We start from the raw sequence: 21,380 nt of genomic DNA, 5'->3' as shown, positions 1-21,380 counted from the left end.
ATTTATTTAAGATAAGAAAGCTTGTATTCATCATATAAATTTTTAGATATAGTTTGAGTGAAATTTAAAAGTTCTATTATTTATTTCTCTGCATCAAATCCAAGTTTCTTTCTAAATTCAAGAGTAAGCTTGTAACTTTCTTCAATTTGAACTTTCTTTTTTGATCCTTTACTCATATCCTTACCTTGTTCTGTCCATAAGTAAGGAAAAAAACTGAATACCTGGTCGCCTTTAAGTTCTGCTACATCTTTTTTCCAATTTGCCCATCTGTATTCTTTATAAAATTCATCAAGATTTTTATTAAAGCAAAAATTCAGAAATTCAGTGTAAGTAATGTCAAGAGGTTCATATTCCAAATTATCAGGTGCCAAATAATATACTTTTCCTAAATCGTTTCCAAGTCCGCCACCATTAAGAATGAAAATACCTCCTATTGCATCGTCAGCAATTAAAAGATATGGAATTGGCTGTCCATAATCCTCAAATGTTTTTCCTCTATTCCATTCCGGCAATGACCTGCTTAGCTTATCACTACCTGAGCCAAGAATTCTTATCCAGCCATTATCAACCAAAAGGCCCCCTGTCATGTATACAATTGAACCCATTGGAGATTTGGTTGTAACTTGGGTTTTGTATAAAGCATCCCTTGCTTGGTTGCTATCTACGGGTAATATTTCCACTTTATTTTTTGCGGTGTCTATCCATTCTTTTACAAGAATCCAACCTTGATCTTTATCGTTTATTAATTCATCAATAGAGCGCATTTTTGTTTGTCCATAAGTTGTTAATGAGAAGAAGGATAATATAATAATTGTCAAACATTTTATCATGCTGATTAGTTTTCTAAAATGATAATTAATAGTATACATTTTTCTGTCATTATTTTACCTCAATTTTATGATAAGCAATCCATCGTTTGAGATTGCCCACCATTCTCTTTAAATGATCTTCATTCAGGAAAATATTGGTCCAATATTCAAATCTGTTGCACTGAACACTTATATAATAGGTCATAATAGCCAGACATGCGTAAGGTAAAAACTTTTTTTCTTCATCATGAATTTTAGTGACAGTTTCATAGCCTCTTATGAAATGATCTGCTTTTGCCTCATACTCTTCTTCGTTCAAATGGGTTGTAAATAGCTGAAATAGGAAATAAGAAATATCAAAGCATAAATAACCGTTGCCACAAAAATCAAAGTCAAAAAATGTGATTTCTTTTTCGTTATCAATATGTAAATTATCAAACCAGACATCAAGATGAACCGCTCCATATCTCATTTTCTGCAGGTCTGTATTTTCCATTTTTAGCGTTAAAAAACCGGAAAGACTTTCTAAAAATTGAATTTCGGTCGTGTTTTTATTATAGAATTTTTTTGTCCTTACAACAGGGTTCTTAAGCAGGTTTTGAGCATTGTAAGACATTCTCATCAGTTCTACATGTTCTGTTGATTGATGAACTTTAGCTAATGCCTGTCCAATCAGAAAGCTGGTTTCCGGTGAGAATTTTGCTGTTTTTATACCCTTAGCATATGAAAATAAAACACCGAATCTTGTTCCTTCCGAAGCTTCAATTTTCTGAATAAAATTGTTTGATTGATCTGCTATGGGAAAAGCAACTTGTCGGTCTGCTTCTTTCAGGTGATTGAGAAGTCTTAATTCTTCTTGAATTTCTAATTCGGTTCGCCAATCATGAGTATACACTCTAAAAACGTATTTGTTTTCGCCATCATGAACGATGTATAAATGGTTCATTGCAAGCCGGAAGATCCTGCATTCCGTGTTTTCGGTTAGTCCGTATTTTTCTTGAATAAGTTGACCAAGTCTATCAGGTGAAAGCGTGCTGTTTATTGTCGGAAATTTCTCTGTCATGTAATTCTCGTGCGTAGCTGGTTATATAGTTTGCGCAATTTCGTTAACATTTTTCGATTTTACACGTATTACATCCATTTATTTAACTATTTCATGCAATTCAATTTCTAAATCCTTCTTTTCCTTTTCTTTATAAAATTCGGAATTTGCTAATGAAATATTGAATTCTTTAACAGTTGCAGAGTAATCCTGTTTTAGTAAGATTTTAGCCTTTATAATATTTAAATAAGCCTCTGAAAAATTTGGATAAGAATCTATAAGGATTTTCCAGGCCTGAATAGCTTTATCGTATTGCTTTTCATTATAAAATGCCCACCCTTTTCCGTTTAAAATACCCAATGAAAAATTTAGATTAACACCGTAATTGGAGCGTATTTCTTTATCCAATGATGATTTAATGCTCAAGTCTGTTTGCTTATTTGATATATACTTTGACTGAATGGCAGACCAATCTTCAAATATCTCGTAAAGAGCTGTATTAATAAGTAAGCCTGGCGTTGCATTATGATCTGCTTTTTTAAACTCATATCCTTTCATATCCAGAAAGGGATTGTTAATTTTCTTAATGATGGAATCCATTTTCAGGAAATCTTCGGGATAATCGTTTCCGATTCCATAGCGATAATATTTTTTTGTATGAAAAGAGCGCTTACTGAATTGATTTATAGAATCTGTTAGGTCAACATTTTTCTGAGTAAAAAATGGGCTCATAGAAATAATTCCGTTCAAATCATTTATTCTGGAATTCAATAATGAGGTTGTAAAATATCCATATCTGGAATGACCAATTAAAACTCTAAAAGAAGAGGCTTTGTACTCTCTTTCAGCTAATGGGATGAGTTGTTCAAAAATAAATTTTTCATTCTCCTGTGCAAGGCCTTTGGGATCAGAAATTTTATACTGTGTTTCCAGATAGCGGTATCTTTGTTCTGATTCAACGCTTATTACGATAGAGGAAGGGATCTGTTCATTACTCGTTAAATAGTCAATGGTATTGAGAATATAATGATTACTTCTTTTATTTTGCCGATCAAATACAATAATTAATGGGAATTTGTTCCCGGACTTCTTTTGCCATTCTATGGGAACTATTACAGAAATCTTTTTCTCAAATCCCAGACTTGTTGATTGTAATATTGTGTCTTTTAGTGTTTTATATCTTTCGTAGTTCTGAGCAAGCAGTGAAGACGTTGCTGAAGTGAAAACTAAAAGAAAGAGTAAGTACTTTTTTATCATGGATATCAGTTAAGACTCAAATTTACGGATTGTGTTCATATAAAATTTGCAATGATGGTAATGTTGTTCGATTTTTTCCATAAAAAGCTCCAAAATCTTAGATTTTGGAGCTGACTTTAAACAGACAGCCTTTCAGCTGATTAATTATTGCTTGGTGATTTTATTAAAAAAATTATCACCTTTAAAGATATAGTCTCCTGAAGGATATTCAGTAAGATCGATGGTGTTTTTCCCTTTTCTAAACAATATATTTTTAATGAGGTTACCGTTATTATCATATAAATAAACATTTTCATCTACTGAGGATTCCACGTTGATCACTCCTGTCGTTGGATTAGGATACACGGAAGTTTTCGTTTTTGGGGAAACTTCTCTTGATGACAGATAACAACCGGAAATATAGGAATCTCCACTAATATTAAAGCCTTTGTTGATGAGTTGGGCTCTGGCAAGCATCGCTTGCGGTGTAGAATAAACCAATCCTGTTGCATCTATAACTCCGGACGTTATTGTCGAATTCGCCCAGGTAGGATTATTATTCAGAGCGATGAGAAAATTGCTGTAATTCGTACATGATAAGCCGACATTTTTAAATCCAAAATAGATTGAATTCCAGCTGAAGTTCTGAAGCTTGATATTCCATGAAGAAATATCCTGGTCAAAATGTGAAGCACCTGCAAACATATTAAATCCGGCGAAATAATCAATCTTACTTACATCCCAGTTTCCGATGGGCTGATTGAATGATACAGCATTTTCAAACATATGCTCAAAATCTGTCACTTTACCTGTAATCCAGTTATCAAGTGGCTGATTAAATGCTGCTGCATTATAGAATGTATAGCGGAAATTAGTCGCATTTTCTGTATTCCATGAATTTAATGGCTGGTTGAAAGCTGTGGCATCTGCAAACATGGAGGAAAAATCAGTTCCGGATATCGTATTCCAGGCAGAAATATCCTGATTGAAAGAAGATGCAGAAGAAAACATGCTGCTGAAATTGGTTACTTTTGCCGTATCCCAGTTTCCGATATTCTGATTAAACAGCGTCGCTCCGCTGAACATACCGCTCATGTCCGTAATACGGAATGGATTCCAGTAAGAAAATGAAGTATGGCCTGTCAAAGATGAACAGTTAAGGAACATTTGTGATAAACTGGTTATCTTTGTCAAATCCGGAGTATCTGCAGCCGTTACGTTAAGATTGGGACAGTTGGCGAATGCTCTGTCGAATTGCTGAAGCCATGTCGTATTTCCCCACTGGCTAAGTTCTATAAGTTCCTGATTTCCACCTGGGGGTATGATTTCGGTATTGGCCCTGAATCCGTAAAATGATCCGTTACCGCTTGATACTTTTAATTCGTAAGTCGCCTGCAGAGGATCTGGATGGAATGATGGCCCAAAATATATGAGTAAAGGCTCATTGCTGCTGGAGTTTACATAATCAAACATCCCGTTATGCTCAGGATATCCTACTTCTTCCCAGTGAATGGTGTAATCGGTTCCTGTGCCGCCGAATCTTATTGAATGATCAATGACGCCGTTGGCATTGGGTTTCCAGATGGTAGTAAATTCATTCTGCGCATAGGAAATGCAAAATAAAAGGAGAAAAATGATTATTAGTTGTTTTTTACACATAAATTAAAAGAGGTTTTTGTTAGGTTAAAAATTGGGTTTAGCAAGACAATTAATTTCCCGGGATTCTTTATCTTATCTCTAATACAAAGGTACTTACGCGCAGCGACAGAACTCGTCGTATTAAAAGTTATAACCTCTTTTTTTTAGTTTTTTTTGATTAATTTTTGTATAGATAAACAGAGTAAAAACAGCCAGAAATTGTTTGCATTCTAAGAAGGATTTTGAATGGACAACAAAAAAATCTGCAGCTATTAATTCATAATAACTGCAGAAATGAGATTGATTTATATTGTTATTTTCACACCGGCTGAAATATTAATTCCGGGAAGCGGGCTGAGAAACTTTAACTGAGAGTTCTGAAGCCTGGCCTCAATGTTCAACAGATTATTTCCTATAATATAATACTCCAGATCACCTATGCCTAAACTGTTATCCTTATAGGCTAAACGTACATTTAGCAATGAAAATGCCGGCATAGGAAGCTCAGGATTGATATTCTTTCCTAAATATTTTTGTTTTAAATAATGGTCTAAACTTACATTCATACTAAAGTTCTGTACATTTCCTTCAAGAGAGAATCCGAAACGGCTTGTTGGCATATTGGGCATATAATCACCATCACTCCACTTTCTTATGGAGCTGTCGGCAACGCTTATATTTCTTACCAGATCATAATAACCGCCTATCTCCCACTTTCCTATTTTTCCAAGATCTGTTTTATAAGTAGCTTCAGCTTCAATTCCATTGATTTCTGTGTCATCAGAACGCCATTCTTTTACAATAAAAGTATTTCTGGAAATTCCGGTATGGGCAAGGTAAATATAATTTTTATAAGAAGTATTGTACCAGCTGGCGGAGACTCTTAGGTTTTTCATATTAACCCCAGTCCCGATTTCAATAGTGTTGGCTGTTTCCTTATCCAGCTTGTCATCACCATTTTCTTCTGTCAGGATCGCAAAATGATTGTTTCCTGAATACAGTTCATTCACTTCCGGAGCTCTTTCTGAATGGTTGTACTGTACTTTCAGATATCCTTTTTTAAAAATATTCCATTGTGCGGAACTATGAAATTGGTGAAGCGTGAAATCTCTGTCGCTGAGTTTTCCGCCCGAAAGCCCTCGGCTTCTGACATACTTATTATCTGCTTCCGCTCTACGTTGCACATGATCATTTCTATACCCAAGATCAAACTGAATGATATTAAAATCAAGATGCTGCATCGTAAAGATCCCAATTTCACGGCTTATAGTATTAGGCAGATATCTTTGGCCTCCGGTTCCTTTCATATCTCTGTATTGTACCTCCAGACCTGTAGTTCCTGTGAGAAATTTCAATTTCTGCTGTGTGATTTCCAGACGTCCATTGTGTTGGTTTACAGCAAACTGATTGGCACGGTAACGATCCAGAAGTTCTGCGTTTTTCGAAAATACGCCCATATAATTCAGTTTGATACTTGAAATCGGAGAATGGGTAAACTTGTAACCGGATTCAAACATAGCTTTATGAGATAAGCTTCTGATATTGATGGGACTATATTCTATTTTGGGTTTTGGTTTTCCATGGCTATGTTGGGGAATTTTAGGGATGGCATACCCGGGAACTCCAAAATAGGAATAAGAATTCTGATAAGCTCCTCCGACATACAATGATTTTCCAATATAACTGGTTCCTACATAAAATGAATTGCTTTCCGAATGACTGTTGGGTATCACTCCATCTTTTGTTTCCACATAATCCTTGATTCCGTTTACTTCACTTTTATAACGGTCTTTCACGGCATCCTGACCAGGAACATACAGATCATTCTTTGGATTGGGATAATGTTTACCATCAGCAGGATTGTAATACGTAGAACTGAAGGTGTAAAGATCATCTTCAGAGAGTTCATATTCGATCATGTGATCCTTGGCAAACTGGCTGATGTAAGGAAAAAGACTTTTATTGAGTACGCGTCTTGAATTTACATCGATCTGGCACAACGACTGTAAGATACTGTTGAAACCGACAAGATCCGGATCATAGCATCTGCTGTCTTTTGATTTTCCGGGAATTCTGACCATTTCCTGCTTCTGATTGGATGCTCCTACCGTCCAGACCCAGTTTTTAGCAATAACTCCTTTCGCTGAAAAAGCTTGTCTTTGTCCACTGTTGCTTCCGCCTTCAAGAAGACCTTTTACATTGATCTTTTTAGCCGGCAATTGTCTTGCGATATAATCCGTTTCAATATCTATGGCTCCTCCAATGGCCTTTCCTCCATATAAAACTGATGCAGAGTTTTTATAAACGGTGATACTCTGAACATTGTTCATCTCTATATCCGTATTAAAATCAGGGCTTATCCCGGAAAGATCATTCACTGCTGTTCCGTTTTCCAGTATTTTTACCCGGTTTCCGCTTAGGCTTCGGATCACGGGAGCACCGGAATTCGGTCCGTATCCCGAATTTTGAATTCCTGGAATTTTACTCAATGTTTCTCCCAGGGTATTGGATTGAATAAAATCCAGCTTTTTTCTTGAAATATTTACAGTGTTATAATTAGATTTTCCCTGTACTTGTACAGACTCTATGTCTTTTACAATTTTTTTTTCAGGGGTACTTTTCTGAGCTTTCAGAATGGATGGTGAATACATAAGTGTGCCACCCACCAAAAAATAAACAGTCCTTTTCATGTGCATATACTTTAATGATCCGGCAAAGCTAGAAAATTAAATTTATTAATGCAACAATGTTGCTTTATTGGTTTTTGTTGAAAGCGCTGAAAATAAATTTAATTATTTGATAATAAATGTGTTATGATATATTTTGCGGTCTATAAGGATATAGAAAAACCGCTCTGAAAAGAGCGGTCTGATTTTTTTACTGTGAATTTGCTTACTGATTAGCAAGTAGAACCGCACTCAAGTAATTTGATGTGGACTACACCATTAACAACACATTGTGTTTGGCATAAAGCGTTAGTTACAACAGTGCTTACACCGCCTACTACTCCACCTACTGTAGATCCTACGCCAGATACAACACCTCCAACGATAGTACCTACACCGCCTACTACTCCACCAACTACACCTCCTAGTCCACCTAGAAGACCGCCGATTGGATCTAGTAATCCGTTACCTGAAATAGCTTTTAATTCGTTTCTGTCCAATTTTTTTAAGTTTTTCATAACTATAATTTTATATGATTATTACATCACGAATATATGAATAATAACTTTACAATTGCAAATTATTTTGAATAAATTAATTATAAGTTTTTATTATTTAATATTTCATTAATATAAGTGTATTTTAATAAGGATATAATTTTCACTTATATGTGATTGATTTTCTAAAAGTTAAAAATGATAACTCAATTTGTGGAATTTAGAGTTATTATTTTTGCATTAAATGCTCTTTATTGGTATTTATTTTTCAATGGCTATAAGGCCTCTGTAATTTGCCTATAAACAGTCTTCAGATAGAGTAATTTTTTTAAAAAAGATAAAAGGAAGATAAAATTTGTGTTCTTCTTGTGGTAAAAACCATTCTGTTCATTGATAACGGAATCAAATTTTGTATTTTTGCTGACATACTTATATCAATGTCAGTTTTTTCAAATAATATACGCTTTTTAAGAGCCAGGAGAAAGCTCTCCCAACAGAATGTAGCCGATGAATTATTGATTTCAAGAGTCCGGTATTCAAAATATGAAAACGGAATTTCTGAACCTCCTATCGAGTTGTTGGTAAAAATCTCAAAATATTTCCACGTAAGTATTGACCTTATGCTGTCTGTAGATATTGAGAAGCATCCGATAGATGAAATGCTAAAGCTTCCGGATAACAGGATTGTTCTTCCGGTTGCGGTAGATAATCATGGAAATGATACGATAGAAATTATTCCTCAGAAAGCTTCAATGGGATATCTGGAAGGTTATAGCGATATAGACTACATCGAAAGTCTTCAGCGTATTGCTCTTCCTTTTCTTACCAATGGAAAATACAGAGCTTTTCCTGCAGATGGAGATTCTATGCCCCCGTTCAGAAATGGGTCTTATATTGTAGGAAAATATGTAGAGGGAATCAATGAGCTGAAACAAGGCAAAACCTATGTTTTTGTTACCTTAAATGACGGAATTACCTATAAGCGTTTTAAAGAAAGAAAAGAAAATGCCATCTGTGTAAGTGCTGACAATTCGTTTTATGAACCTTATGATATTCCTTTTGAAGAAGTAGTGGAAATATGGCAGTATGCTTCAGGAATTTTTCCTGAAGATTTTGAACCGGGAGATTATGAAAGCTACAATTTTAAAGAAATGTTCCGTGAACTGAGACAGGATATCAGGAATCTTGACAAAAAGGTTTCTGGCCGTCGTCGTAAACAATCTTAATACTTATAATATTTATTAATATACTCCCGGTTTTTACTCCGGGAGTATAATATATATGAACTTCTCTAATTACAAACGATCCGATAGTTCAACCCACACGGGAGCATGGTCACTGCTTTTTTCCCACCCCCGTACATGACTGTCTACTCCACCGGAAGTCAGTCTAGGCTGAAGATATGGACTTAATAGAATGTGATCTAATCTCATTCCTGCATTGCGGTCGTAGGCTTTATACAAATAATCCCAGAAGGTATAGACTTTTTCGTCGGGGTAAAGACTTCGTACAGAATCAAGCCACCCTTTTTTCTGAAGATCTTTAAATGCTTTTCTCACTTCCGTTCTGTATAGCGCATCATTTTCCCAACGTTCAGGTTTATAAACATCAATAGGTTCGGGAATGATGTTAAAATCGCCGATAAGAATAGCAGGGAGTTCCATTTTGATGAGCTGGTTGGTTCGTCGCTTAAAACGTTTAATCCAGGATAATTTATAATCAAATTTAGGTCCGGGATAAGGATTTCCATTGGGAAGATACAAACAGCAGATGACCATTTGATCAATAATAGCTTCTATATAACGGCTTTGTACATCGTCTGTGTCACCCGGTAAAGCTCTTTGTACCTCGGTGATTTCTTTGTTTTTTGCCAGTATGGCTACTCCGTTCCAGCTTTTCTGCCCTTTCCATATCGCCTGGTATCCTGCTTTATTGATTTCCTGTACAGGGAAACGTTCCTGTGGGGCCTTTAGCTCCTGAAGGCAGACGATGTCTGGTGAAGCTTCCTTCAGCCATTTGAGTAAAACAGGAAGCCTGCCGTTGATTCCGTTTACGTTATACGTTGCTATTTTCATGATGAAGCTTTTTTTAAAAATCAATTCTTTTTTAATTACGACAATAATTATTCCATCATAAATATCTATTATTTGATGTTTTGTGGAATAATAATCTCAAAAAAGTAAGTTTTAATAAATAATCTCTGGGTTGAGAGATAAAAGTTCAATATATTTGTAATAAAGATGTAGCTCATTAATAATAAACCTCGATGAAAAGATATCCGACCTTTTTATTAGCTTTACTTTTTCCAATTACGCTATACAGCCAGCAGAATCTTACTGCTGATGAATTATTTGTTAAAGCCCGTACCACTGCTTTTGAGCAGAAAGACTATGCTACATCTATTGCCCTGGCAAAAGAGGCTTTGGAAAAAGCTCCCAATTATACTGATATTTCGGTTTTTTTGGGAAGGCTATATACCTGGAACAAAGATCTGGCTGCAGCAAGAGCTGTGTTTGAAGATCTCGGAAAAAGAGAGGTTCAGGATGAAGACTATTTTCTGGCGTATGCTTCATTGGAATATTGGAATGATCAGAATACAAAGGCTATTGATATTATAGATAAAGGACTTTCTTATCATTCAAAATCTGAGACATTACTGTTGTTGAAAGCAAAAGTATATTTTGGAATGGATCATTATGAGGAAGCTGATAAAGCGATAACCACTCTATTATCTATCAATCCAAAAAATACAGAGGCAAGGGCTCTTGCAGTAAGAATCAAGGATCTGTCTTCTAAAAATGCTGTCGGAATTATTTACAACTATTCCCATTTTGACAAGCAGTTTGATGACGACTGGCATATCGTGGGCGTAAGTTACAAAAGAATTACACCTATTGGTTCTGTGATCCTTCGTGGAAACTATGCGAACAAATTTGCACAAGGCGGTACACAGATTGAGTTGGAAGCCTATCCGAGACTTTCCAAAATGTTCTACCTTTATGTAGGCGGAGGATATTCTGATGATGTAGGTCTGTTTCCGAAATACCGTACCGGAGTTTCCTTGAATGCCAATCTTCCTCACAGTTTTGAGGCGGAACTGGGCTACCGCCAGCTTCATTTCAGCAACAGCATCTGGATGTATACTGCGGCTGTAGGAAAATACTATAAAAATTTCTGGTTCAACCTTCGTACTTATATAACGCCTGACAGCAAAAACATTTCCCATTCTTATACAGGAACGGTACGTTATTATACCAAAGGAGCTCAGGACTATTTTGCTTTTCAGATCGGAACAGGAATAAGTCCGGAAGAATACCGAAATAACCTTTTGGAAAATGAGACCTTTAAGCTTAAAACCTTTAAAATAGGTGCAGAGTATAATTTCTCTTACCGCTCCGTCAATCTTTTTTCTGTAGGAACGATGTATTATAACCAGGAATTCCGTCCGGGTGAAAAAGGGAATCAGTTTGATATTACTTTAGGCTATACCCGAAAGTTTTAAAACTTTGACTTTGTTTTTTTCTTAAAGTTGACCATTACCGAATCCGGCATCAGTTTTTTCGTGGAATAAAACTGAGCATTCATGCTTTTATACTGATTGAACCTGCCGTTGATTTTACCCATGGCTGCAGCGTCATTGGAAGCATCTTCTTCCATATCCTTAAGTGTGAAAAGCTGTCCGTCATGGATATAATATTTTTCAGAAACAAAATCTATAAGCTGGTTTTTACTCTGCATCATAGGAATTCCGGCCTTGCTGATTTCAGAATCTGCAGAAAAGCCACGTCCTACCCATGTAACTGTAGAAGGGGTATTGATTTGATAATTATTTCTGTAGTACGCCAGAATGGAAGGCGCGATATCAAAATGACTTACTGTTTTATAGAATCGCTTTGACTCTTTTAATAAGGGTGAATAGATTAATAAAGGCACATGGAATCTGTCAATTTTAGATTCTAAGGTTATTTCAGGCATACTATGATCTCCTGTAATGACAAAAATTGTGTTTTTGAAATCAGGGCGTTTGCTGTAATTTTCAAAGAAACCTTTCATCGCATCATCAGCATTCAATACGGAGATGAGCTGATTTTTGTGAGCGGCTGCCCACTTTTTCTGTTCTTTGGTTAAAATCCCTGAGTTAAGTCTTTGGTTGTACAACTTTTCATAATAATCCTTATTGTTGATTAAAAAAGGATTATGGGTTGAAAGCGTAAGTATCATATTGAAATACGGTTGATTCTGTGGTTTCTGCTGCTGTTGCATTTTACTTAAAACAGCCTGATCTTCATATCCCCAGCTCTCCCCGTTGTTGGCAGGAAGTTTACGGTAAGGACTGCTGAATGAGGCTTCATCTACGATATGATCTACTCCACTGTACTCCAGAAATTCACGGTAGCGGTCAAATGATATATGGCCTCCGTAATAGAATCCTGTTTCGAATCCGTTCGCTTTAAGGATATTATAAAGATTGAAATTCTCTGGTGTTTTTTCTATTTCAAGGAACCCGTTTTTTCCAAAAGGAAGAGACCCCGTCAATGATGGTAATGCTCCGAATGTTCTTCCTGCTGAGCTTAAACTGTTTTCCCAATACAACCCTTTACTGGATAAAGAATCAAGATAAGGGGTGAAGTTACCGATATATCCCTTCGGCGATGTATACGCATGTCCGAAGCCTTCCATCACAAGAAAAACAAGATTAGGAACTTTCTCGGATTTGTGCATATAGGATCCTAAGAAATCCGGGGTGTTTTCTTTTCTCCAGAACGGAAAGTTTTTGTCGATCATTTCTGCATTGGCAGTAAAATCTTCATTATCGCTCAACAATTCTGTGAGTTCCGGATGATCGCTGATGAAATTATCTTGGTTGGATTTAAAGAAATAAGCCCATTTACTTTTTGCTGCATTTTGGTTAAACTCAGTATCAGAATTCAAAACTTTTGCTCCTGCTAGATTGGAGGGAATAAAGAATGCTGCTAACCCGAAAACCAATAGTATCATTCCCGGATAGATTGATTTTAAAGCTGTTTTACCTGCAATCCATAAAGGAACAAGGGAAGCTGTTATCAAAATTCCCAGTAATGCAAAGTTTTTGAAGTTGAGCATTCCGCTTGCCTGTAAAATCTGCTTCATCTCTTCTTTGCTATAGTATAAAAGGTCTGCACCCAATACATTACGGCTTTCAGAAAAATATAGGAATAAGATATATTGTGTAACGGTTACAACAACCAGGGTTAGTACCCCAAGGATTCTTGCCCAGCCTTCTTTGATAAAATTAATAATCAGATATATAACTCCGACACAGAATGTCAGTTGCAGTGCAAATAAGATATTTTCAAAGAAAAGAGGGCCAATAATGGCTGATGTTTCAAATTTTGGAAAGGTATATTTGTACCATAGAGATTCTGCGGTTACTCCTATTAAAAATAATGCAAAGAAAACCAACGCCAGCATTCCCCATTTTTTGAGTCCTGCCTGAAGAATAGCATATATTCTTTCTTTCAGCGGTAAATGCTGTGTGCTTTGGTTGAAACCTTGTCTTGTCATTTCGCCCCAGCCATGAGATTTTTTGAAATAATCTATAAATCCGTTAACGCCTGCTTTTACCACTATGGGATGAAAATAAAAAGGTTCGGAAAAAGCCGTGAAAATCAATCTAAAGAAGTCTTTTCTTTTGGTATAAACCTGATGGCTTACGAGATCCACCAGTATCGCATAGATGGAATATAAAAATCCCATTGAAATCACAAGGGCGAACAGAACGATAAAGAACGGCCAGTTGATAATTCCCAGCAATAAAAAGATGATAAAGATAATATAACCTGAAAATTCGATGAGCGGACCGAGAAATTCAAAGAAGAACCAATAAGGAAGACTAACCATCCCTAGTTTTTTATACTTCGGATTGAACATCATTTTTCTGTGTTTCCAAAGGGTTTCCATGGTGCCGCGCATCCATCTGTTTCTTTGTTTTCTAAGAATATCTTTGGATTCAGGAACTTCTGTCCAGCATAGTGGATCCGGAATAGTAAGTACTTCGTAAGGCTCATTTTTTTCCTCCATGTACTTTCTCATTCTTACCACCAGCTCCATGTCCTCTCCCACTGTGTTTTTATCATAGCCGCCGCACGCCAGTACAATTTTTCGGTCAAAGACTCCAAAAGCACCGGAGATCAAAATCAGTCCTGATGCTCTGGACCATGCCATACGTCCAAGTACAAAAGCTCGAATGTATTCCAATGCCTGTGTTCTTCCCAGAAGAGATTTCGGCATATTGACACTTACTACTTTTCCGTTTTCAATAACGCAGTTGTTGGCCAGGCGAATCACTCCACCGCAGGCAATGAACTTTTTATCAGTTTGCTCCAGCATTGGTTTTGCGAGCTTTAAAATCGAATCCTGCTCCAGAATACAGTCAACATCAATGCAGACCAGATATTCACCGGAGGAAATATTGACGCCAACATTTAAAGCATCCGCTTTTCCTCCGTTTTCTTTATCAACAACAATCAGTTTTTTGAAGGCCGGATTTTTACTTTTATACACTCCTCTTACCGCATTGGTTTCTATTTTTCCCTGAATATAATAAGCTACAGACTCAAGTTCGTAAGCTTCGATCAGCTTTTGAATGGAATCATCCTTACTTCCGTCATTTACAATGATAATTTCAAGATTATGATAATAAAGAGATAAGAGGGAACGTACATTTTCCACAATGGTCATCCCTTCATTATATGCCGGAGCAATAACGCTAAATACCGGAGCGTTGGGATTGGCCGCAATAATACTGTAATCTGTGAATGTATTTTCTTTTTTATAACGCAATACAGCACCAAGCGCATAAATTCCTATCCAGCCATAGATAAGGGTTACTGCTGTTCCGTAAATCAAAAACAGCCAAATAACAACTTCATAGATGATGTGTGAGAATTCTAACATACTTTTTCCTGTAATGCGTATTTAATAATTTGAATGAGTTCTTCTGAAGAGGTTTCTTTTTGGGCTATTTCTGCCAGGTATTCCTGTTGCTCCAAAGCACATAAAGCTTCTGCTGCATGCACTTTTATTCCTGAGTCTTGGTTATTTAATAATTGATCTTTCAGAAAATCTGTACTGTATTGGTCTTTCGACTTTTTCATGACTTTCAGAATCTCTTTCTGTACTTCAACCGGCTGATCGGGATATATTTCCATAAGATGAGCTATGGTGGAAGAATTTTCCAGTGACAATAAAGTTTGTACGGTCTGTATTCGTACATCAACAGAAGAATGATCCAGGAGATCAATTACTGTAGAATAGAGTGATAATATCTGAAATTTCCTTAAGAGTTTAAGGGTGAAAATGACTACGGATTCATTAGAACTTTTCATCCAGTTTTTAATATCATCCCCTGAGTTCTCGGGAATGTTGTTGATCGAAATAAGCAAACGAAGCTGCTGCCATTCTGATATTATGGAGGAAATGCTGTTCAGGAAATGAAGACCTTCGAATCCTTTAAAGTTAACCATCGCATATTGTGCCTCCTGATACACCTGAGTTGAAGGATGGGTTAAAAATGTAGAAATTTTTGGCAATGCTTCTTCCACGTGCATCGCTGTAAGTTCCTGTATTCCTCCTGCAATGATATGTTCTTTCTTTTGATTCAGCTTTTTCAATGCTTCTTCCTGAAGTCCATATTCACGGAATAAGTCTTTGATTTTATTTTGTGCTGCTCCGGAAAATTTTTTCTCAGATTCTGCCAGTTTCTGAAGGAACAGATTTCTGAATGAAGGACTGCCGGAAGTTACTGAAAAGTTAGTGTCTGCAGGCATTTCCTCTTCACCATATACAATCACTTCTGAGATTTTTTTATTGATCAATTCAGACCATCTGAATGACTGAACAGATTCTCTGTACTGATAAAAGCTGTAAATCAGTACAACGATGATCAGTAAGAGTACTAAAGACAGCATTCCCAGAAAAACAAGAAAAAGAAAATGCACAGAAGTGGTGAGAAACATGGTTGTAGTTTATTTTAAAGAAAATCTTTTTATTCTTAATGTTAATTCATTGGGACTGAATGGTTTAACAATAAAATCAACAGCTCCGAGGTCAAAAGCATTCAGTACTACTTCTTCCTGCCCCATACTGGAAAGCATGATCACCGGTATCTGCTTTCCCATGGTTTTAATAGCCGAAAGTATTTCAATTCCTGAGGCAAACGGCATCATAATATCTGTGATGGCCAGATCTACATCTTTGGTTTTAAGGGTTTCAATAGCGTCTTTCCCGTTTCTGGTCAGGATCACTTCATGTCCTTCTTTTAATAATTTGTGTTCAATCGTTTTTAGAATCAGTTCGTCGTCTTCGGCGATTAGAATCAGCATAATTTTAGTTTTTTTTATTGTATTAGATTTTTAATTAATTGTAATCCTGTTGTTATCTCCCGGATAATTTCCTCTTCCATGGAGATAAAATCCATGTCAGGATCTGCTTTATTTTCCCAGCTGGCAGTACGTTCTGTAAGTTTTACCAATCCTGCTGTTCCTGCTGTTCCTTTAAGCTTGTGAAGAATCAGTTTCAGATTGGCACTGTCTTTTTCTGCTGTGCTTTTTTTGATATTCTCTTCAGCCTGAGTAAGCTGATCTACTACAAGATCTAGGAATATTTTTCTGAAATCCTCATCATCATCGCCTATCTGTTCATTCAGGATATTTATATCGAGGTAATTTTCCTGATGGGAAGAATCTTCAGCAGGGCTATTATTTTCGTTAATGATATACTTTTTAAGCATTTCCAGCAGATCTGCCTGTCTTAAAGGTTTTGGTAAGAAGTCATTCATCCCGGAATCCAGACATTTTTCTTTCTCTCCCAGCACATTCCCTGCTGTTACTCCAATAATCGGAACATTGGAATATTCCGGGAGTAAGCGGATTTGTTTGGTAGCTTCAATGCCATCCATTACCGGCATCTGAACATCCATTAAAATGATATTGAATACCTTTTCTTTACACTGCAAAACCGCCTGAAGTCCATCCGTAGCTTCTGTAAGCTCTGTATCCGGAATCAATGAACGCATCATTTTGTGGTTAAGAACCATATTGACAGGGTTGTCATCTACCAGTAAAACCTGCGGTGCCTGCATCAGTATGGAGGTTTCTGTTTCCGGTTGTGGAATGCTGGTTACCTCTTTTTCAGTATTTTTTACAGCTCGTCTCAATGTTTTATAGAGTTCTTCAGACTTGATAGGCTTCAGCAGGAAGAATGAATTGTTTTCCTGACGGAAAGAATTGATCACATCATGTTCCTCGGAAGACGTGTGGAGAATAATCAAAGGAGAAGATTCATTTTGTTTGCTGAACAGTTCTTTGATTTTTTCTATCGTTTCCAGTCCGGAAATAATAGGCATATGGTAGTCCATCAGAATAACATCAAAACGCTCTCCTGCAAGTAATATCTGAAGAGCTTCCATTCCATTGGCTGCAAGCTTCGAATCTATATTTTTATAAGCAAGCATGTGCTGAATGATAATTCTGTTGGCTTCATTATCATCTACAATAAGTACTTTGTTTATTTTCAGATCTTCGTCTTCATGACGATCAGATATCTCATAAGGAACTTCTAAGTCAAAATAGAAAACAGATCCTTTTTGGGGTTCGCTCACCAATGATAGTTTACTTCCCATATATTTCAGAATATTATTGGAAATGGTCAATCCGAGACCCGTTCCTCCATACGTTTTACTGATAGAGCTGTTTTCCTGCGTAAAGGCATTGAAAATATGGTGTTGCTTTTCCTTAGGAATACCAATTCCGGTATCTCTTACAGAAAATCTAAGTTTGATATTCTTGCTGTCCAGATTCAGTTTTTCTACTTTAAGCTCTATTTCTCCCTGTGCTGTAAATTTCACGGCATTTCCAAGAAGGTTGATCAAAATTTGTTTCAACCTTGATTCATCCAGCCAGATGGTCTCAGGAAGTCCCTGTTCTATATTGAGGAGTAATTCTATATTTTTTTTCTGTGACTGGTAAAGGATTACATTGATCACCTGGCTTACCATGTCATAAATATTGGATTTTTCAATGATAAGATCCATTTTTCCGGATTCTACCTTGGAGAAATCAAGAATATCGTTGATGATATTCAATAAATTCTCCCCTGATTCATTGATGTAATTGAGGTATTGAGTCTGTATATCATTCAACGGTGTTTTTAAAAGAAGGTCGGAAAAGCCAATAACACCATTCAGCGGAGTCCGGATTTCATGGCTCATATTGGCTAAGAATTCAGACTTTGCTTTGCTGGCAATATCTGCCATTTTCTTGGCATTTTTCAGTTCACTATTGATTCTTACGGAGGGTGTAATATTCTGTGCAGAAACAATAATTCCTCCTATAACATTATTGGAAAGATACCATGGTGTCACTTCTACACTGTAATGCTGAATGATTCCTTTACCCGGAACTTCTATGGCCATGTCTTCATTTTTATAGGCCTTTCCTGCCAGTGCATCCAGATATATTTTTAATCTCTCATCCGGTACATTGGGTGAGATTTTAAACATGTTCTCTCCAATAAGTCTGATGTCATTCATCTGAAACTCATCTTTCCAGCTTCTGCTTACGGAAACATAATTGAGATCTTTATCAAACATGGCTACTGTAGAAGGTACGTATTTTACAAAAGACTGCAGCATAGCTTCTTTTCTGGCCAGTTCAAGGTAGATATTTTTGAAGGTATCAATATTCTGAATGATTCCGTAGACTCTCGTACATACTCCATCTTCAAATTCCGGTATACCTTTTACCCTTACCCAGATCATCACGCCGTCATTTTGTATAAGCTGTAATTCTTCATCGTAGGGAACGCCTTCTTTTACAGCCTTTTCGAATAAGGATTCCAGCTTTTCGCGGCTTTTTTCACTGTAAAAACCCAGTGCATTTTCAAAATCAGGCTGAAAATTTTTATCTATTTTATGAATTTCCCGGGTGGACTGCGACCAAAAAACCGTGTTGTTTTTCAGGTTGACTTCCCATCCTCCCACCTGGGCAACAGCACTGGTTTGTTCCAACATCTTTTTGGTATGAACAAGATCTTTTTCCAAACTTACTCTTTCCGTAACATTCAGTGCAGTGCTCACCACATAAGGTTTTCCTTCTTTGTTGATTTCCACAAGATTATGGTACATCCAGATCATTTCCTCACCTCCTTTTGCTTTCAGGATCATAGTCCCGAAATCTTCATGGTTCTTATTAATTCTTTCGAGATATTGCTCCAGAAGAGGCCAGTTTTTTTTAGGAACAAGATCTTTTAAATTTAACATTTCTACCTCTTCAGCAGAATATTGAAGGGTTTCTCTTCCTTTTTCGTTGACCGCAATGATATTTCCTTCCATATCATGCATACTCATCAAGCCTATAGCGTTTTCAAAGAAGCTTCTGAAGCGGCGTTCAGAGCTTTCAAGTTTAAGCTTTTCTTCGATGCGTTGGGTGATATTAATTCCAAAACAAAAAATCTCTGAATGATTTTGATTGAGCTTTAAAGACCATTCAATAATGATCGTTTGGGTATCATCTATTTTTGTTGAAGTTGTAAATGTTACTTCTTCATCCGTATTGGGAAGGTTTTTGGAAAGTAATTGGAGCTGAGAATTATGATTCCCTATCAGATCAAGAAAATTTTGTCCGAGAATCTGACCTTTATCCATTTGAAAAGTCTTTTCAAAAGCCGGATTACTCTCTTTCAGTGAAAAGTCTTTATCCAGAACACAGATCAGGTTATTGGAAATGGTAAAAGTCTGTTGAAAATATTCAGCCTGAATATTTTTCCTTTTACCCGTCAGAATTTTTGTGATTGCGTCTCCTATTTTTTTCAGAGTAGATATCTGGTCTTTTGTGATGGTTTTAGGTTTATAGTCGATAACGCAGATCGTCCCCAGTACAAAACCTTCATCGTCAATCAACGGAACTCCTGCATAAAACCGGATTCCACCCGCCAGAATAAGTGGATTTTCTGATGATCTTTCATCCAATAATGTATCATTGATGACCAGAATTTCTCCACTTGCTATTGAATATTGGCAGACTGTATTTTTTCTGTCTACAAAATCAAGAGCCATTCCCACGCAACTCTGAATGGTCTGGGTTTCGCTTTCCATCATAGCAATAAGCGCTGCAGGACAGTCTGTCACCAGACATGCTGTTTCTGCAAAAATGTCTAACTGGGGATCTTTTTCAAGGTTCAAAAGATCAAAATACTCCAGTTTCTTCATTCTCCCTTCTTCATTCGCAGGAATTGGATATTTCTTCATATATTATGTCAACAATTAGAGACTTTTCTTTTTTGATTATTAAAAAATGATAATCAAGGCATTAAAGTTTATATTTTAAATATTTTTAAGTGCTTTAAATTATTATTTTAATAAGTAAACCAAATTACGAAATTATTTCGTATTCCGTTACAGTAAATTTTATAATAAAGCTATATGTGTATTTATTTAAAATTTGCCGGCAAAAGTTTTAAGTAAAGAAGTACCATCTATTATGAGGATAAAAGTACCTTGTCTGATCGTAAAATCTGTTGTATAATACACTTTAAATGTGAATATTTTTGAAGGGAGAACATTCATTATTACAAAAAAAGTCCATTCCCGGAAAATTCGGAAATGGACTCACCACTTATCATCATCCAAATCACAACTAAACTATGAACAATGAAGCAATAGCCTGTGCATCGCTGCCACTTAAAATTTCATCATAAGCTGCAGAACCTGCCGCAGCCCCAAATAGAGTTGCTGTATTGTAGCCTGCCTGATTGGTATTGTCTTCTCCTGCATACACAGGATTGGTGGCTGAAGGCATACTTCCACCGTTAGCAAGCTCAATCCACCCTTTGTTAGCTCTCATTCTTCGTACTTGTGAAGCATGTCTTGCTTCAACGGAATGAATCTGTAATGCTGCCTGAAGCACTACTTTGTTGGACATCACATTTCCTGCCTGTCCTTTATAAGCTCTTACTCCGGTATCTTCAAAGGCCTGAGCAAGGATAAGAAATTGGTTATAATCTGTAAAAGGCATGAAATTTCCGCCTGCTGTAAAATCGAACGTAGGCTTATTTCCGGGGGTTGTTCCTAAAGAAGTCAGTGTGCTTTTCAGGAAGCTTACATGGGCGGATTCATGTTTTGAAATCTGCATGAAAACGGTTCTGTCTCCATTAGGGATTAATCCTGGTGTTGATAATCCTATGCTGTAGTACTCATTTTCCAGATATTCCAGTACCAATGCCAGTTGTAAAGCATCTGTGAGTGTACTTTTTAAAGCCATACCTGTTAACCCTGTTTTTGGAGCTTCTGCTTTGGCTGGAGTAGCCATCATCGCTCCTAATCCAAGAGGCACAGCTGCTGTAGCTGCTTTTTTTCCGAATAAAGAAATATTCGTGATGGTTTCCAGTCTTGAAGCTTCTGAAGTGAAAAATTTATCATCAGAAAGCTTATCCAGTAATCTAAGAATATTCATAA

14 protein-coding genes are annotated in these 21,380 nt (G+C 36.5%); 2 read left to right on the top strand and 12 right to left on the bottom strand.

Features of this window, described 5'->3' with window-relative positions; genetic code table 11:
- Positions 1 to 80: 80 nt before the first annotated feature.
- From PZ898_RS04075 to PZ898_RS04050, 6 genes are all read right to left on the bottom strand, one after another.
- A complete protein-coding gene (locus tag PZ898_RS04075; protein ID WP_277694872.1) occupies positions 81 to 869 on the bottom strand; it encodes a DUF2625 domain-containing protein in 789 nt (262 codons plus the stop codon).
- A gap of 10 nt (positions 870 to 879) precedes the next feature.
- Positions 880 to 1,755 carry a phosphotransferase gene (locus PZ898_RS04070; protein ID WP_277694871.1) on the bottom strand — a complete coding sequence of 292 codons (876 nt, stop codon included), beginning with the start codon at positions 1,753 to 1,755 and terminating at the stop codon, positions 880 to 882.
- A gap of 195 nt (positions 1,756 to 1,950) precedes the next feature.
- Positions 1,951 to 3,108 carry an alpha/beta hydrolase-fold protein gene (locus PZ898_RS04065; protein ID WP_277694870.1) on the bottom strand — a complete coding sequence of 386 codons (1,158 nt, stop codon included), beginning with the start codon at positions 3,106 to 3,108 and terminating at the stop codon, positions 1,951 to 1,953.
- A gap of 144 nt (positions 3,109 to 3,252) precedes the next feature.
- Positions 3,253 to 4,746: a BspA family leucine-rich repeat surface protein gene (locus tag PZ898_RS04060; protein WP_277694869.1), complete on the bottom strand. Its 1,494-nt coding sequence runs from the start codon at positions 4,744 to 4,746 to the stop codon at positions 3,253 to 3,255.
- Positions 4,747 to 5,030: 284 nt separating this feature from the next.
- Positions 5,031 to 7,415, bottom strand: coding sequence for a TonB-dependent receptor (locus PZ898_RS04055; protein ID WP_277694868.1), 2,385 nt, complete (start codon positions 7,413 to 7,415; stop codon positions 5,031 to 5,033).
- A 209-nt stretch (positions 7,416 to 7,624) separates the two neighbouring features.
- Positions 7,625 to 7,909 carry a hypothetical protein gene (locus PZ898_RS04050; RefSeq protein ID WP_062669384.1) on the bottom strand — a complete coding sequence of 95 codons (285 nt, stop codon included), beginning with the start codon at positions 7,907 to 7,909 and terminating at the stop codon, positions 7,625 to 7,627.
- Positions 7,910 to 8,325: 416 nt separating this feature from the next.
- On the opposite strand from PZ898_RS04050, the gene PZ898_RS04045 reads away from it, so the two are divergent.
- Positions 8,326 to 9,114, top strand: a complete 789-nt coding sequence (locus tag PZ898_RS04045; RefSeq protein WP_062669386.1) for a LexA family transcriptional regulator — start codon at positions 8,326 to 8,328, stop codon at positions 9,112 to 9,114.
- Positions 9,115 to 9,183: 69 nt separating this feature from the next.
- On the opposite strand, the gene xth is transcribed toward PZ898_RS04045, so the two are convergent.
- Positions 9,184 to 9,963 (bottom strand): exodeoxyribonuclease III, encoded by a 780-nt coding sequence (gene xth / locus PZ898_RS04040; RefSeq protein WP_062669388.1) that lies wholly within the window; start codon positions 9,961 to 9,963, stop codon positions 9,184 to 9,186.
- Between the two features lie 191 nt (positions 9,964 to 10,154).
- On the opposite strand from xth, the gene PZ898_RS04035 reads away from it, so the two are divergent.
- Positions 10,155 to 11,390: a YaiO family outer membrane beta-barrel protein gene (locus PZ898_RS04035; protein ID WP_277694867.1), complete on the top strand. Its 1,236-nt coding sequence runs from the start codon at positions 10,155 to 10,157 to the stop codon at positions 11,388 to 11,390.
- On the opposite strand, the gene PZ898_RS04030 is transcribed toward PZ898_RS04035, so the two are convergent.
- From PZ898_RS04030 to PZ898_RS04010, 5 genes are all read right to left on the bottom strand, one after another.
- Positions 11,387 to 14,824 (bottom strand): sulfatase-like hydrolase/transferase, encoded by a 3,438-nt coding sequence (locus PZ898_RS04030; RefSeq protein WP_277694866.1) that lies wholly within the window; start codon positions 14,822 to 14,824, stop codon positions 11,387 to 11,389. The genes PZ898_RS04035 and PZ898_RS04030 overlap by 4 nt on opposite strands.
- Positions 14,818 to 15,885 carry a HEAT repeat domain-containing protein gene (locus tag PZ898_RS04025; RefSeq protein WP_277694865.1) on the bottom strand — a complete coding sequence of 356 codons (1,068 nt, stop codon included), beginning with the start codon at positions 15,883 to 15,885 and terminating at the stop codon, positions 14,818 to 14,820. The genes PZ898_RS04030 and PZ898_RS04025 overlap by 7 nt, the downstream gene beginning before the upstream one ends.
- A gap of 9 nt (positions 15,886 to 15,894) precedes the next feature.
- Positions 15,895 to 16,251 carry a response regulator gene (locus PZ898_RS04020; RefSeq protein WP_062669396.1) on the bottom strand — a complete coding sequence of 119 codons (357 nt, stop codon included), beginning with the start codon at positions 16,249 to 16,251 and terminating at the stop codon, positions 15,895 to 15,897.
- A gap of 14 nt (positions 16,252 to 16,265) precedes the next feature.
- Positions 16,266 to 20,174, bottom strand: coding sequence for a response regulator (locus tag PZ898_RS04015; RefSeq protein ID WP_277694864.1), 3,909 nt, complete (start codon positions 20,172 to 20,174; stop codon positions 16,266 to 16,268).
- A gap of 388 nt (positions 20,175 to 20,562) precedes the next feature.
- Positions 20,563 to 21,378 carry a ferritin-like domain-containing protein gene (locus PZ898_RS04010; RefSeq protein ID WP_062669400.1) on the bottom strand — a complete coding sequence of 272 codons (816 nt, stop codon included), beginning with the start codon at positions 21,376 to 21,378 and terminating at the stop codon, positions 20,563 to 20,565.
- Positions 21,379 to 21,380 lie beyond the last annotated feature (2 nt).

The sequence above is a fragment of the Chryseobacterium sp. WX genome (genome assembly GCF_029542485.1).
GTDB classification, from domain to species: Bacteria; Bacteroidota; Bacteroidia; order Flavobacteriales; family Weeksellaceae; genus Chryseobacterium; species Chryseobacterium cucumeris.
Note: the sequence above shows the minus strand (reverse complement) of the source record. Positions and strands in the feature narration are given on the sequence as shown.

What these genes read in the sequence shown, in the direction of transcription:
- PZ898_RS04075 (WP_277694872.1), bottom strand. Translation starts at nt 869, where the DNA reads ATGTATACTATTAATTATCATTTTAGAAAACTAATCAGCATGATAAAA.
- PZ898_RS04010 (WP_062669400.1), bottom strand. Translation starts at nt 21,378, where the DNA reads ATGAATATTCTTAGATTACTGGATAAGCTTTCTGATGATAAATTTTTC.
- xth (WP_062669388.1), bottom strand. Translation starts at nt 9,963, where the DNA reads ATGAAAATAGCAACGTATAACGTAAACGGAATCAACGGCAGGCTTCCT.
- PZ898_RS04070 (WP_277694871.1), bottom strand. Translation starts at nt 1,755, where the DNA reads ATGAACCATTTATACATCGTTCATGATGGCGAAAACAAATACGTTTTT.
- PZ898_RS04065 (WP_277694870.1), bottom strand. Translation starts at nt 3,108, where the DNA reads ATGATAAAAAAGTACTTACTCTTTCTTTTAGTTTTCACTTCAGCAACG.
- PZ898_RS04050 (WP_062669384.1), bottom strand. Translation starts at nt 7,909, where the DNA reads ATGAAAAACTTAAAAAAATTGGACAGAAACGAATTAAAAGCTATTTCA.
- PZ898_RS04030 (WP_277694866.1), bottom strand. Translation starts at nt 14,824, where the DNA reads ATGTTAGAATTCTCACACATCATCTATGAAGTTGTTATTTGGCTGTTT.
- PZ898_RS04060 (WP_277694869.1), bottom strand. Translation starts at nt 4,746, where the DNA reads ATGTGTAAAAAACAACTAATAATCATTTTTCTCCTTTTATTTTGCATT.
- PZ898_RS04015 (WP_277694864.1), bottom strand. Translation starts at nt 20,174, where the DNA reads ATGAAGAAATATCCAATTCCTGCGAATGAAGAAGGGAGAATGAAGAAA.
- PZ898_RS04045 (WP_062669386.1), top strand. Translation starts at nt 8,326, where the DNA reads ATGTCAGTTTTTTCAAATAATATACGCTTTTTAAGAGCCAGGAGAAAG.
- PZ898_RS04055 (WP_277694868.1), bottom strand. Translation starts at nt 7,415, where the DNA reads ATGAAAAGGACTGTTTATTTTTTGGTGGGTGGCACACTTATGTATTCA.
- PZ898_RS04020 (WP_062669396.1), bottom strand. Translation starts at nt 16,251, where the DNA reads ATGCTGATTCTAATCGCCGAAGACGACGAACTGATTCTAAAAACGATT.
- PZ898_RS04035 (WP_277694867.1), top strand. Translation starts at nt 10,155, where the DNA reads ATGAAAAGATATCCGACCTTTTTATTAGCTTTACTTTTTCCAATTACG.
- PZ898_RS04025 (WP_277694865.1), bottom strand. Translation starts at nt 15,885, where the DNA reads ATGTTTCTCACCACTTCTGTGCATTTTCTTTTTCTTGTTTTTCTGGGA.